Origin of the sequence: Maribacter sp. R77961 (assembly GCF_044594925.1) — a bacterium.
GTDB lineage: Bacteria > Bacteroidota > Bacteroidia > Flavobacteriales > Flavobacteriaceae > Maribacter.
In genome coordinates this window covers 3,482,542-3,497,338 of the sequence record NZ_CP138991.1, presented here as the reverse complement: position 1 = coordinate 3,497,338, position 14,797 = coordinate 3,482,542, and the positions used below count along the sequence as shown (strand labels likewise).

The 14,797-nt window shown below is 37.4% G+C and carries 13 protein-coding genes; 7 read left to right on the top strand and 6 right to left on the bottom strand.

Annotated features, from left to right (window positions below):
- The first annotated feature begins 2 nt into the window (after positions 1-2).
- From SJY09_RS15045 to radA, 3 genes are all read left to right on the top strand, one after another.
- Positions 3-1,145 (top strand): alpha/beta hydrolase, encoded by a 1,143-nt coding sequence (locus SJY09_RS15045; protein WP_396636521.1) that lies wholly within the window; start codon positions 3-5, stop codon positions 1,143-1,145.
- A gap of 49 nt (positions 1,146-1,194) precedes the next feature.
- Positions 1,195-1,365, top strand: coding sequence for a hypothetical protein (locus tag SJY09_RS15040; protein ID WP_396636520.1), 171 nt, complete (start codon positions 1,195-1,197; stop codon positions 1,363-1,365).
- A 76-nt stretch (positions 1,366-1,441) separates the two neighbouring features.
- Positions 1,442-2,803, top strand: a complete 1,362-nt coding sequence (gene radA, locus SJY09_RS15035) for a DNA repair protein RadA (protein WP_396636519.1) — start codon at positions 1,442-1,444, stop codon at positions 2,801-2,803.
- Between the two features lie 104 nt (positions 2,804-2,907).
- On the opposite strand, the gene SJY09_RS15030 is transcribed toward radA, so the two are convergent.
- The 3 genes from SJY09_RS15030 to SJY09_RS15020 form a co-directional block, all read right to left on the bottom strand.
- Positions 2,908-3,948, bottom strand: a complete 1,041-nt coding sequence (locus SJY09_RS15030) for an aldo/keto reductase (protein ID WP_396636518.1) — start codon at positions 3,946-3,948, stop codon at positions 2,908-2,910.
- A gap of 91 nt (positions 3,949-4,039) precedes the next feature.
- Positions 4,040-5,617, bottom strand: a complete 1,578-nt coding sequence (locus SJY09_RS15025) for an FG-GAP repeat domain-containing protein (protein WP_396636517.1) — start codon at positions 5,615-5,617, stop codon at positions 4,040-4,042.
- A 9-nt stretch (positions 5,618-5,626) separates the two neighbouring features.
- Positions 5,627-6,388 (bottom strand): exodeoxyribonuclease III, encoded by a 762-nt coding sequence (locus SJY09_RS15020; protein WP_396636516.1) that lies wholly within the window; start codon positions 6,386-6,388, stop codon positions 5,627-5,629.
- A 129-nt stretch (positions 6,389-6,517) separates the two neighbouring features.
- Here SJY09_RS15020 and SJY09_RS15015 point away from each other — a divergent pair, with 129 nt between their 5' ends.
- On the top strand, positions 6,518-7,039 hold the full coding sequence (locus SJY09_RS15015) for a hypothetical protein (RefSeq protein WP_396636515.1): 522 nt from the start codon (positions 6,518-6,520) through the stop codon (positions 7,037-7,039).
- Positions 7,040-7,069: 30 nt separating this feature from the next.
- A complete protein-coding gene (locus SJY09_RS15010; protein WP_396636514.1) occupies positions 7,070-9,142 on the top strand; it encodes a TonB-dependent receptor family protein in 2,073 nt (690 codons plus the stop codon).
- Between the two features lies 1 nt (position 9,143).
- Here SJY09_RS15010 and SJY09_RS15005 read toward each other — a convergent pair whose 3' ends face one another.
- Entirely contained in the window at positions 9,144-10,688 is a 1,545-nt protein-coding gene (locus SJY09_RS15005) for a glycine--tRNA ligase (protein WP_396636513.1), read from the bottom strand.
- Between the two features lie 37 nt (positions 10,689-10,725).
- On the bottom strand, positions 10,726-11,622 hold the full coding sequence (locus SJY09_RS15000; RefSeq protein WP_396636512.1) for a hypothetical protein: 897 nt from the start codon (positions 11,620-11,622) through the stop codon (positions 10,726-10,728).
- 43 nt (positions 11,623-11,665) lie between these two features.
- Here SJY09_RS15000 and SJY09_RS14995 point away from each other — a divergent pair, with 43 nt between their 5' ends.
- Positions 11,666-12,370, top strand: coding sequence for a ComF family protein (locus SJY09_RS14995; RefSeq protein ID WP_396636511.1), 705 nt, complete (start codon positions 11,666-11,668; stop codon positions 12,368-12,370).
- Between the two features lie 50 nt (positions 12,371-12,420).
- Entirely contained in the window at positions 12,421-14,037 is a 1,617-nt protein-coding gene (locus SJY09_RS14990; RefSeq protein ID WP_396636510.1) for an Ig-like domain-containing protein, read from the top strand.
- On the opposite strand, the gene SJY09_RS14985 is transcribed toward SJY09_RS14990, so the two are convergent.
- The gene (locus tag SJY09_RS14985; protein WP_396636509.1) at positions 14,021-14,797 is read right to left on the bottom strand and encodes a nitrilase family protein; all 777 of its coding nucleotides are present in this window, start codon (positions 14,795-14,797) and stop codon (positions 14,021-14,023) included. The two genes, SJY09_RS14990 and SJY09_RS14985, sit on opposite strands and share 17 nt — an antisense overlap.

The window sequence follows — 14,797 nt, the reverse complement described above, 5'->3', positions numbered from 1 at the left end:
TTATGCAGCGTATTTTTCTTCTTTTAGTGCTATCTGTTGGGTTTTTAGTCAACGCACAAGTGAAACAGGAAATCTTTGAATCATTTAAACTTCAAGAAAGAAGGGATGTGCAATACTATTTCCCAGAAAACCTAGATGACACCAAAAAGTATCCCTTAGTCATTGTACTGGATGGCAACTACTTATTTGACCAAGTTGTTGCAACCTCAAAATTCTATAGCCGTTTTCACGGCATGCCAGAAAGTATAGTGGTAGGTATTAACCAAAGTAAAGATGACTTGAGGTATGAGGACTGCGCCTTTGAGCCAGATAGTGGATTACCAAGCGAAAAGGGAAAGAAATTCTTTGAATTCTTAGGAATGGAACTTATACCCTACCTAGACCTTAATTTTAGTACAGCTCCTTTTAAAATGATCGTGGGATACGACATAACAGCTAATTTTCAAAACTACTGGCTATTTAAAGACAACTCCCTTTTTAATGCGTATATAAGTATATCTCCGACATTGGCACCAGAAATGGGAACAAGGGTTGCGAGTAGATTGGGCGTATTTGATAAGCAAATATTCTACCAGCTCATCGTAGAAGGAGAAAAAAATAAAGGAACGGCAGCCGTATTTGAAATGGACAAAGCTATTAAAGCAATTGAAAAAGAAAGTTTACATTACTTTTTTGATGAGTACACGGGTGCTGACCATATATCTATAGCCACATATGGCCTTGGGAAAGCCTTTGATAATATTTTTGCAATGTTTAAACCCATAAGTCCAAAAGAGTATAAAACTCAAATACTCACATCGGAAGAGCCTGTTTTTGACTACCTCGAAAATAAATACAAGGGTATTGAAGACCTTTTTGGTTTCAGTAAACCAGTAGAGCTTAATGATATTATGGCCGTTTATGCAGCTTCTAGGAAAAAAGAAGATTTTGAATCTTTAAAACCCTTGTCCGACCTTTGTAAACAGCAATATCCAGAAACAATGCTTGGTTTCTATTTTGAAGGTGAATATTACGAGCAATTAGGAGAACCTAAAAAAGCCTTAAAAACCTTTGAAAAAGCATTTCAAATGGAAGAAATAGATTTCTTGACCAAAGAAATGGCACTTGAAAAAATGGATGCGTTAAAAGCTGATTTTGGTTTTTAACCTTCTTGTCCAAATCCCAAATCCCAACCGTTTTTAACACCTACTACGCATGATAAAAATAGACTCTAAATACTTTATAATTTCAGGTATACTATTTACTTACTTTGGATTAAAAGGTGAGTTCAACCTTGTATATAATGGTCTGGGCTTGCTAATGGCCTGGGCTTCCTTTTTTATCGCTTTCACTGAATTCAGTAAGCAAAAGTACAAGGATAAATAGCCCTTGATTTCTAAAAATTACCTCCATCATTTTCAAACTTCTTGTTACCTTTAGCACAAATAGCACCTGCTAGAGAATGGCTAAAACAAAAACTGCATTTTTTTGTCAGAATTGCGGAACACAATACGCAAAATGGGTTGGACAATGTTCTGCATGTAAAGAATGGAACACCGTAGTGGAGGAAGTTGTCCAAAAGGAAGAAAAAACAAGTTGGAAAACACCCGAAAACCAAGCTAGAAGAGTTTCCAAGCCACTTTTAGTCAATGAAATAAGTACGGAAAAAGAACTTCGCCTCAATACTTTTGATCTTGAATTTAATCGAGTCCTTGGTGGAGGATTAGTCCCTGGAGCCCTAGTACTTCTAGGTGGAGAGCCAGGAGTGGGCAAAAGTACGCTGTTGCTCCAAATTGCATTAAAATTACCATATAAAACGTTATATGTCTCTGGAGAAGAGAGCCAAAAGCAAATACGTATGCGAGCGGACCGCATATTCCCTAATAGTGAAACTTGTTTTATCCTAACGGAGACTAAAACTCAAAACATATTTAAACAGATTGAAGCTACAGAACCCGATATTGTGGTTATTGATTCCATACAGACACTACATTCTGATTATATTGAATCTGCTGCTGGAAGCATCTCTCAAATTAGGGAATGCACTGCAGAACTTATCAAATTTGCCAAAGAAACCAATACCCCGGTTATTCTTATTGGTCATATTACAAAAGATGGTTCTATTGCTGGTCCAAAAATTCTAGAACATATGGTAGATACGGTGCTTCAGTTTGAAGGCGACCGTAATTATGTCTACAGAATCCTTAGATCTTTAAAAAATAGGTTCGGTTCTACAGCCGAGTTAGGGATTTATGAAATGCAGGGTAATGGCCTGCGGGAAGTGAACAATCCGTCCGAGGTACTGATTTCCAAAAACGACGACGGTCTTAGTGGAACCGCAATAGCCTCTACCGTAGAAGGAATGAGGCCCTTGCTTATAGAAATTCAGGCGCTAGTTAGCACTGCGGTTTACGGCACACCTCAACGCAGTACAACGGGTTATAATGCAAAGCGTCTTAATATGTTGTTAGCGGTATTGGAAAAACGGGCGGGTTTTAAATTAGGAGCTAAAGATGTATTCCTGAATATTACAGGTGGTATTTCTGTGGATGACCCGGCTATTGATTTGGCCGTTATTGCGGCTATCTTATCCAGCAATGAGGATATCCCTATTGAAAAAGGAATTTGTTTTGCCGCAGAGGTTGGTCTCGCCGGAGAAATAAGACCGGTACAGCGGGTAGAACAACGTATACTCGAGGCAGAAAAATTGGGTTACACTACAATAATCGTATCTAAAAACAATAAGATAGGCCTCAAGAACACAAAAATAAAAGTGTTATTGGCCTCTAAGATTGAAGATGTAGTACGAGGTTTATTCGATTAGCGTTTATCCCTCATTATTCTTGCCATTACTAGAATAATAACAATGACTATAACAATAAGAACAATTTGACCAAAACCTACTTTTAAGGTGAACATATCAATTTTTTATGGTGCCGGATTAGGTATTTGACCGTGTATAGCCTCTATTCCTTTTAAGACATCTTCTGACAGCGAAACATCTATACTTGCTATATTTTCCGTCAACTGTTTAATAGAGGTTGCACCGATAATATTACTGGTCACAAAGGGTCTAGTATTTACAAAGGCAAGGGACATCTGGGCAAGGGATAAATCGTTCGCTTGTGCCAATTCATAATACTTCTGAGTAGCCTCTGTTGCTATCTCTCCAGTATATCTGTCAAACCGTGGAAAAAGCGATACCCTAGAGCCTTCCGGCATTCTTCCTCCTAAATATTTTCCGCTCAATGCTCCAAAAGCAAGTGGTGAATATGGCAACAAGCCAATTTTTTCACGCATGGCAACTTCTGCAAGTCCTACCTCAAAAAGCCGGTTCAATAAATTATAGGGGTTTTGTATGGTTATGGTACGTGGCAAAGTAGCATGCACCTTACTCTCCTCAAGATAACGCATGGTACCCCACGGAGTTTCATTAGAAGTACCTACGTGACGTATTTTTCCCTCTCGTTTTAAATCTCGTAAAGTTTCTAAAACTTGATGAAAATTATCTTCCCAATGATCGGATATATCATGCGTATAACCTCTTTTTCCGAAATAATTGGTATTACGTTCTGGCCAGTGCAACTGGTACAAATCAATATAATCGGTTTGTAATCTTGCTAAACTCCCTTCTACGGCCTCTATGATAGATTCCCTAGAAAAACCCGTAGACCGTATAAACTTGGTGTAATCACCATTACCAGCAATTTTAGACGCTAGTACTACTTTATCCCTGTTACCATTTTTCTTGAACCAGCTTCCAATTATTTTTTCCGTATGGCCATAAGTATCTGCATGTGCTGGTACGGGATATAATTCTGCGGCATCAAAAAAATTCACCCCTTGGTCCAAAGCATAATCCATTTGCTCATGACCTTCTTCTTCTGTATTCTGTTTACCCCAGGTCATAGTACCTAGACAAATTTTACTTACTTCAATGTCGGTATGCGGCAGGCTGGTGTACTTCATATAACTATGGATTATCTTTTAAGAGTGCAAAATTAGCAAATAAAATATCCCTACATCGGAACATATTAAAATTCTAACTTAATCTTAAAGTTTAATCGGATAAATTCGTCAAAAGAAGAACCTGTGGAAAAGAAGTTGTTCCTGTATTCATGGTTATGGACATCATTTCTGGAATGTTATATATAAAAGTTCCCAACATAATATCTAAATGGGAGTCAGCATTAAAGTCTCCCACATCCATAGTTAGCCAATTACCATGAATGGGCACATCCATATAGGAAGGCTTAAAATTTAACCCTCCCTTATTCTCTAGGTAAACTACACTTTCTTTCGCGTTTCGATTTTCCGTGTACTCCGAATAGAGGGCCGCTCCAATGATGTCAAGGTCGCCATCACCGTCAAAATCCCGGGTCATTGCTTTACCGCAATCGTACATGGGGAAAAAGTAGGCCTCCTTAAATTCGTTGTTCCCATCATTGATATAAACCCGAATTCCGTGATAGGGCTTATCAATCGGAGAATAATCTCGATTATCGCCGTTAGTTACTAAAATATCTTGGTAGCCATCTCCATTAAAATCCGCCAACTCAAAATAACTAGTGCCATTGACAGCATCGAAGCTCAACACATTATGTTCTTTAAATTCGTTATTTCCTTGATTATAGTAAATGGTTATTTGTTCCCTGGCCTGAGTCATAAGGGCCATTATATCCGGTCTACCATCACCATTGAAATCCGAAATTTCTACTTTTCTAGTTCCTGGCAAGGTGTTTAAAACGTACTCTTTTGAACTATCAAAATCATCTAACCAAGAAAGTTTTCCTCCATAATGTCCAAAACTACATAGTACTAAATCTTCCTTACCGTCATTATTTAAATCCGCCACTTGAAAATTTACCGGTCGTTTTAGATTGGATAGTACTATATTATTTTTGGTTGAACTCGTTTTCTTATCTAGCCGGGATAATTTACCTAAGGCTTGATCAGATGGCGAAAGCTTACCAAGACTTAGCAGTAATGGCTTTTCACCTTTTACGAAGCCGATATCCGATGCCGGACTTTCCAAATTCCATTTATTGGTTATGTTTCCCCTATTATCTATAGTAATTAGATTTTGAAAATCCCCAATATATAATTCGGAGGTTTCGGGATTAAAACGAAGTAAACTTACTTGAGGTAACTTAGAATCACCAATACTTATGGTCTGAGCACTAAATGGAAAGATAGTATTGCTCGTATCTTTTCTTTTTGATTGAGCGGGCAACTCTTTTGGTGCGTTACTTATGTAATACTTTTTTACTACGTCCCAATCCTGTTTGGTAATTAATGGATACTCTGGGTATATCCTCAAGTTTCTGACGATATCAGCTTCGGCTTCGCTCATGGTATCATACCAGTTCTTCCCGTCTATTTTAAGACCCAAACGAAGCCCCATATTGGGTAGAACACTATTTTCCCAAGTCGATTTATCCAATGATTCTGGCTTAGGTAATTTATGACAGGTAGCACAATACACAGCTGCCAGAGTTGCTCCCTTATCTTGTACTTCTAAGGTATCAATAATAGCAGCTTCAACAACAAAATACTCCTCTTCAACCTCATTTCCAAACAACCAAATTAAAATTGATAGTGGAAAAACAAAAAGTAAAGGAAGTCTGTTCTTAAGCATAAAAAGATATTAATCTACCTCAACTAAAATAGGACAGTGATCACTATGTTTAGCTTCTGAAAGTATTACGGAGCGCTTTAATCTATCCCTTAAAGGTTCTGCCACCATGGCATAATCCAGTCGCCAACCTTTATTATTGTTTCTTGCATTGGCCCTGTAGCTCCACCAGGTATAATTATCGGGTTCTGTATTAAAATGTCTGAAGCTGTCTATAAAACCACTTTTTATCAAATTTCCGATCCATTCTCTTTCTACAGGTAAAAATCCAGATACGTTTTTAAGCCCTACAGGATTATGAATATCAATAGCTTCATGACATATATTGTAATCTCCAAGAACGACGAGATTTGGCTTTTCCTTTCGCAGTTCGTTAAAATAATCTTGAATTTCTGCCATATAATTAAGCTTAAAATCTAGTCTATCCATATTGGTGCCAGATGGTAGATACATACTCATAATCGAAAGATCTCCAAAATCAGCCCTGAGATTTCTTCCCTCGAAATCCATTGTTTCAATACCCGTGCCGCACTCAACATGGTCCGGTTTTGTTTTTGAAAGAATAGCAACACCACTATATCCTTTTTTCTGGGCACTATACCAATAATTATATGGGTAGCCTGCTTCTTCAAAAACGGCAAGGTCCAATTGATCTTCCTGTGCCTTGATTTCCTGTAGACAGACAACATCTGGATTAACAGATTGCAACCATTCTATAAACCCTTTTTTTAAAGCAGCTCTTATTCCGTTGACATTATAGGATACAATTTTCATAAAACAAATTTGATTCAAAAATAGAAAAAGCCGATGGCAATAAGCCTCTTTAGATGGTATTAAAATTTTAACTTCGCAACTTTGGAATACCATTTGCTTTGGACAAATCGTAATTTCTAAATGAAAGCAATGAGAAAAGTACTTTTTATTTCCATTTTTGTTTTAACATCAAATCTAGTGATAGGGCAAGCCTATTCTTCTTTTGCCAATAACCACGAAGTAAAATTTAACATTGGTCATTTTTTGGCTACTACAACCGTTGAAGGTTCCTATGAGTATTATTTAAACGAGGATACTAGTATTGGAGGTACTTTATATTTTAATGGTGATGCTACCGATTACAATGGTAATTTTGGAATTGGCCCAAACTTACGCGCCTACTTTGGCTACAATCCCAGAAGTGGCTTCTTTGCAGAAGCTTTTGGTCTCTACTACACTGGCGAAAATGAAGATTTGACAGAAACACTTGGAAGCCGTAATAACGATTTCGGAACTATGGCCTTGGGACTGGGGCTCGGAACCAAATGGGCAACTCGAAGCGAGCGTTTTACACTAGAAATCAATGGTGGACTAGGGCGAAATATTAACCCTGAAGATTTTCAAAATTCATTTATGTATAGGGCGGGTCTGTCTATCGGATTTCGATTTTAAAATCCTATTTTTGAAGCTTCAACTTTTTTCATGAAACACCTCTCATTACCCTTTTTTCTTTTTTTCCTAGCTGTTGGCTTATGCCAAAATTCCCGGGAAAAAGATAGCATTACCATATTGAACGAAGTAGTGGTAATTGACACCTTAACGGCAAAAAATAGTATTGGTATTATTCCGTCTAAAATTATTGGCACCAAAGTGTTTCAAAATTACAGTCCTGTTGATCTGGTTAACTCTATTAATCAAGTGTCTGGAGTTTATGCGCTATCAGGTGCATTGAACACCAATAGAATTACCATACGTGGAGTCGGGGCACGTACTCCTTTTGGTACGGACAAACTACGTTTATACTATAATAATATTCCCGTTACCAATGGAACGGGGTTTTCTACCATAGAAGCCTTTGATTTGGAAAATCTTACTTCCATGGAAATCATAAAAGGTCCTAAGGCAACTGGTTTTGGCACTAACCTTGGTGGGGCAATTGTGTTGAATACTAAAAAGATACGCAATCAGCCTACAAGATTTTCCAACAATACTACCTTAGGTTCTTATGGGCTTTTCAAAAATAGTCTAGGATTTGTACATTCTGATGAAAACTTTCATCTATCACTGCAATATGGTCATATGGAAATTGATGGCTTCCGAGAAAACAATCGTTTTGAGCGAGACGGAATCTTATTAAATTCTAACTTTAAACTAAGTTCAAAAAGTGAAATTGGGCTTCTAGTGAACCATATCGATTACACGGCTCAAATAGCGAGTAGTATAAGTCAATCTGCATTTGATGAAGACCCTACTCAAGCCGCTTTTACTTGGAGGTCTGCCCAAGGTTTTGAAAGTAATAATTACACCCTTATTGGTCTTTCACACACCTACAAGCATAGTGCTAAACTTAGAAATACCACGAGTTTGTTTTATACTTATCTAGACCACTACGAGCCCAGACCCTTTAATATACTGGATGAATACACCAATGGATATGGCTTTCGAACCTTATTCTCAGGTGCTCTTGGCACCAAACGGAAGAATTTAAAATACACGTTTGGAGGTGAACTTTACAAGGACGAATTTACCTGGGGAACCTTTGAAAATTTGTATGAAGAAAATAATGGGAACGGCAGTTTACAGGGTGATAGACTATCAGATAACAAGGAATTTCGTAGGCAGTTCAATGGTTTTGCCACCGTCGCCTATCCTATTTCTCCAAAGTTTACTGCGCAAATGGGCATAAACATAAATAAGACCAACTATGACTTTAGGGACTTATTCAATACTGGAGCGCTTAATAAAAGTGCAGAAAGGAATTTTAAGGCCCTTTTCCTTCCTAGTCTAGACATAACCTATGTACTAGGTGATGATAGCGAGCTTTACGCAAATTTTAGTCGAGGATTCTCAAACCCCAGCTTAGAAGAAACCCTTACGCCGGACGGTATAATTAATCCCGACATTAAACAAGAAACAGGCACGAACTACGAAATGGGAATACGAAAAACTGATGGAGCATTTACGATAGAGGCTGCGCTATACCATATGCGCATCAACGACCTATTAGTCGCCGAACGTATTGGAGATGATCAGTTCATAGGAAGGAACGCAGGTAAAACCCAACACCAAGGTTTAGACTTAGACCTGAGTTACAGACTCTCGCTCTCAGAAAAAATAAGTGCCACTCCTTTTGTGAGCTATACTTTTAGTAATCATTCCTTTATAGATTTTGTTGACGGGGACGAGGATTTTTCGGGAAATCAACTAACCGGAGTACCGAAACACCGCATAGTTTCTGGCCTACAGACTAATTTTGGAAACGGTTTGTATTGGAACACCACTCATCAATTTGTAGATAAAATATCGCTTCGTGACGAGGAAACCTTATTCAGTGATTCTTTTTCCGTAATCAATACACGTTTGGGGTACAAGACAGCATTGTTTAACGAATTGCTACTTGGGATTGACTTTGGAATCAACAATGTCTTCAATACTAAATATGCACAGTCCGTTTTAATTAACGCCAATAGTTTTGGCGGCAGGGAACCGCGTTACTTTTATCCTGGAAACGACCGAAATTACTATGGTAGTCTAAAGCTTAGTTACACCCTATAACCTACTCCATCTTCTTTAACCAAGTACGCATATCTACGGCCTTGTGTATAATTGATTTTAAGTCTGTAATTGCCACTCTTTCCTGCTCCATAGAATCTCTATGACGAATGGTGACCGTGCCGTCTTCTTTTGACTGATGATCAACTGTAATACACAAAGGGGTGCCATTGGCATCCTGTCTTCTGTACCTGCGACCAACAGCATCTTTTTGATCGTACAACACATTAAAGTCCCATTTAAGGTCGTCTATAATTTCGTTAGCTATTTCCGGTAGTCCATCTTTTTTGACCAATGGTAATATGGCTGCTTTTGTAGGTGCCAATACCGCCGGTAATTTAAGTACCGTTCTGGTAGTACCGTTTTCCAATTCTTCTTCTTGTAACGAATTAGAAAAGACCGCTAAGAACATACGATCAAGACCTATGGATGTTTCCAAAACATAAGGAACATAGTTCTTATTTGTTTCATGATCAAAATACTGTAGCTTTTTTCCAGAGAATTCTTGGTGTTTGGATAGATCAAAATCCGTTCGGGAGTGAATCCCCTCCAACTCCTTAAAACCAAATGGGAAACGGAACTCTATATCTGCGGCAGCATCAGCATAATGCGCTAATTTATCATGATCATGGAATCGGTAGTTATCCTGTCCAAGCCCTAAAGAAAGATGCCATTTCATGCGTTTTTCTTTCCAAGTGTCATACCACTCCTTTTGCGTCCCTGGCTGAATGAAAAACTGCATTTCCATTTGTTCAAACTCACGCATCCTAAAGATAAACTGTCTGGCAACTATTTCATTTCTAAAAGCTTTCCCAGTTTGGGCAATCCCGAAAGGAATTTTCATTCTTCCGCTCTTTTGAACATTTAAGAAATTTACAAATATACCCTGAGCGGTTTCTGGTCTTAAATAAAGGTCCATAGCACTATCCGCACTGGCGCCAAGCTTTGTTCCGAACATAAGGTTGAATTGCTTTACGTCCGTCCAATTTTTAGACCCGGACATAGGACAAGCAATATCTAATTCCTCGATAAGCGCTTTAACATCGGCTAAATCTTCATTCTCTAAAGATGATCCCATACGTTTCAAAATAGCCTTTCCTTGCTCTTGATAAGCTACCACTCGTGGATTGGTGGCCAAAAACTGTTCCTTGTCAAAGGCATCTCCAAAACGCTTCGCCGCTTTTTTGACCTCTTTCTCTATTTTAGCATCTAACTTGCCGACATAATCTTCGATAAGCACATCTGCTCTATATCGCTTTTTAGAATCTTTATTATCTATTAAGGGGTCATTGAACGCATCAACGTGCCCAGATGCCTTCCAGGTAGTAGGATGCATAAAGATGGCGCTATCAAGTCCAACTATGTTATCATTTAGCTGTACCATGGCCTTCCACCAATACTCTCTAATGTTCTTTTTTAGCTCAACACCATTTTGTCCGTAATCGTATACGGCACTTAATCCATCATAAATTTCACTAGATTGGAATACATAACCATATTCCTTAGCGTGGGATATTACTTTCTTAAAACTATCTTCTTGATTTGCCATGCCGCAAAAATAGAATTTTAGCCCTAAAGAAGTATAATTATTTTAATTGAAATTCAGAAGAAGTAATTAGACGTTCGTCCTCAAAAACATTGAGTGTATACGTACCCTCCTTTAAGGAACCTTCGGGAACCGTAACCGCTTCGCAAACGGAAGTTTCTATTCCCATATATATAAATGCTACACGTTTACTGTAGATATTACCATTAACCGTAATAGTATTTGCGTTATCCTCTATAATCTGTTTATCCGGATCTAGAAACTGTAAGTAAATAACCTTTTCTTCCTCACCTTCGTTGGGGTCCGCCAAAATAGTTACACACCCCCTTATCTTTTCTATTGTAGATGCTTTATTGGTCACTACTGGTCGTGTTCCTCTTATTCTAAATCCTTTGCCTTCTGAAAAGTCCATTTTTAGGTAACTTTTTGTCTTCAGTTTTTGATTCAGCTCCATTATTTTACGACGCTGTAACGCTTCTGCCTCCGCCAAAGAACTACTATTTGCCCTAAGGATTTCTATCTCCTTTCGGGTTTCATCATACTTATCCGTAAGTAACATATTATTGTAACGTAGGAAGTTGTTCTTCAATTTCAAACTATCATTCTTAGCCTCCAACCTTCTAAGCTCTGTTTTGAACTCCCTTAATTTACCAACGGTAAAATTTAATCTACCAACGGAGTCCAACAATTGCTGTACTTTATATTTGGAATCTTCTAACTCAATTTCGTTCATTTCACTTAAAGCAGAAAGACGATCTACATCGGCTTTCATAATAGTAAGGTCTTTTACTAGAATATCTTTTTCCTGCTCTAAAAAGTTAATTTGTGTCTTAGACTGTGCGTAACTGTAGTAAAATGCAATTAGAATGCCTATGATAACGGCGACCAAAGCAGCAAGTATTATTTTATAATTGAATTTATTATCTTGACTGTCCATCAATAAAGTTGGCCTTATAGTAGGTTAATAGAATACTTAAGATTTGTTTCGCAACAAGCTACCAAATATACTAAATGCTATAAACAACCTCCTATTACCAAGGGTATGTTTTGGTTGTAATGCGCGATTAAACGGAGGAGAGCAACTTCTTTGTACCGTTTGTCGACATCATTTGCCGCTCACCGATTATACCTTTAACGATGAAAACAGGGTTGACCGTATTTTTTATGGCAGAATTAACATTAAAAAGGCCAATTCACTCTTATTTTTCTCCAATCAAGGTATTGTAAAGAACCTTATTCATAATCTCAAGTATAGAAATCAAGAGCAAATCGGCGCCTTTTTGGGAGATTGGTTTGGACAGCAAATAAGTGAGAATAATTATTTGGAAAAAGTGGACTACGTTATTCCTGTACCAATACATAAAAAAAGATTAAAAAAAAGAGGCTATAATCAAACCTCCTTATTTGCGCAACGGTTAGCCTTTCATCTAAACAGTAGCTATCTAGATAATGTCCTCATAAAGACCGCCAATACTAAAACCCAAACCAAAAAAAGTAGATTGGCAAGGTGGTATGACAATAGGTCTTTATACGAGGTAACAGATGAGAAAATTCTTGAAAATAAAAAAATACTTTTGGTAGACGATGTAATTACCACGGGTGCGACTATGGAAATCTGTGCACAACCACTGAAAAAAATTAAAGGAACTATTGTTTACATTGCCAGCATGGCCGTTGTTGAATGATTTCCTTTTTCTATAAAATATGTTGTTTCTTTGTTCTAGAAATTATAGTGATGTTCCGAAAAATCTTAGCCTATCTTTTTATTTTTCTCATGGCATTTGCATCGTATCAATGTGCCAATAGAGGAACTCCAACAGGAGGTCCAAAGGATGAAACACCTCCTATACTAACACGGGCGGAACCAGAGAATATGACGGTTAACTTTAAGTCTAAGAAAATTAGACTTTACTTTGATGAGTTGGTAAAACTAAAGGATGTCCAGGAGCAACTAATCGTTTCTCCTCCTCTTAAATACCCTCCTTTGTTAAGTCCGCAAGGCGGAGCGAATAAATATGTTGAAATTACATTAAAGGACACTCTTTTAGAAAATACAACATATACCCTGAATTTTGGCCAGAGTATAGTAGACAATAACGAAGAAAATCCAAATAGTTTTTTAAGCTATGTATTTTCCACTGGAGACTACATTGATTCATTGGAACTGGCAGGTGTAGTTAAAGATGCATTTAACAAAGATGCTGATGATTTCATTAGTGTAATGCTCTATAAGATAGATTCTTCCTACACCGACTCTACGCTTTATCAAAAACCTCCAAATTATATTACCAATACCTTAGATAGCACAGTGATATTTAGACTTAAAAACCTAAAGGAAGGCAAATACGCACTTTTTGCGGTAAAGGATGAAGCCAAGGATAATATATTTAATCAAAAAACAGACAAGATTGGTTTCACAAAAGACACTATAAATTTACCCACAGATTCTATTTATCTCTTGACCCTCTTTAAAGAAATACCTGATTACGGGGCCGCTGTTCCCTCTCTAGCGGCAAAAAATAGAATTAGCTTCGGGTACTATGGTGAAGGTACAGACGTTATGATAAATTCCATTTCCATAATTCCCGATACCGTTAAAACTACTGTATTGAAAGAATATGATAAGGACACCCTAAACTATTGGTTTACCCCTTTTGAAATGGATTCCCTTGTGTTTACAGTTACCAATGATGCGCTCAAGGTCATAGACACGTTTACTGTCAAAAACAGAAAAGTTGGAGTTGATTCACTTCGCCTTACGCCCAGTCAAATAGGAAATCTAGATTTTGGAAAAAAATTTAGTATAGCCGTCAATACACCAATAGTAGTATTGGACACCTCTAAAATTAAAATGATAGCAAAGGATTCTACCGCCGTTACCTACTCCATAAAATTAGATAGCGTTGCTAATAAATTAAATTTTGATTTTATGGTAGAACCAAATGAAAACTACAAAATTGAACTCTTACCAGGTGCTATTCAAGATTTTTTTGAGGAGACCAACGATACCATCAACTATTCTTTATCTACAAAAAGCTTAGCCGATTTTGGTAATTTAAGCTTGAACTTAAATGGTACTAATATTAGCTATCCTTTAATTGTACAATTGACCAACGAGAAAGGAAAAACCGAAAGAGAAATTTATGCAACGGGACCTCAAGTTTTTGACTTCAACAACCTAGACCCAGGAAAATATATGGTTCGTATTATATTTGATGAAAATGGCAATAAGCAGTGGGATACAGGAAATTACCTTAAAAATATACAACCAGAAAAGGTAAGTTACTATCCTAGCTTAATTGAAATGCGTGCCAATTGGGAAAAGATAGAAACATTTAATCTAATAGATTAAAGTTATCCTTGTCGTCCAAAAACCTTAAGGCATGCTGAGTTTTTCTTAAATGGTTTTTATACAAGGTGACTTCTATTAGCTCCTCTTGATCAGAAAATGCAACTTGTTTTCCTAGAGCGTCATAAACTGAAGAATGTCCAGGGTACTCATGGCCAATATCATCCTCGCCTATCCTGTTAACTCCGATACAATAAATCATATTCTCAATAGCACGAGCTTTAAGAAGGGTATCCCAGGCTTCAATTCTTGGTTTTGGCCAATTGGCCACGTATAATAATATATCATAATTCTCAATATTTCTGCTCCATACAGGAAAACGTAAATCATAACAGATAAGAGGACAAAACTTAAAACCTTTATAGGTTTCTATTATTTTTTTATGCCCTGCGACATATTTTTTATCCTCTCCGGCCAAGGTGAAGGTATGTCGTTTATTATAAGTACTAGTGCTTCCGTCGGGTTTTACAAACCAAAGTCGATTGTAATAGTTTTCCTCTTCTTTAAAAACAATACTTCCTATGATAGCGGCACCGATGGTTTTGGCCTTCTGTTTCATCCATTCTACGGTCTTTACACCCTCTTCTATTTGGATATTTTCCGGAGACATGGTGAACCCAGTAGTAAACATTTCGGGCAGTATTATGACATCTACATCATCTTTCAAAGACTTGAGCTTTCGGGATAATGATTCTCTATTCTTTTCCGGATTCTCCCAAACCAAAGCGGTCTGGACAAGCACTACTTTTAAGCTTTCTTGCAT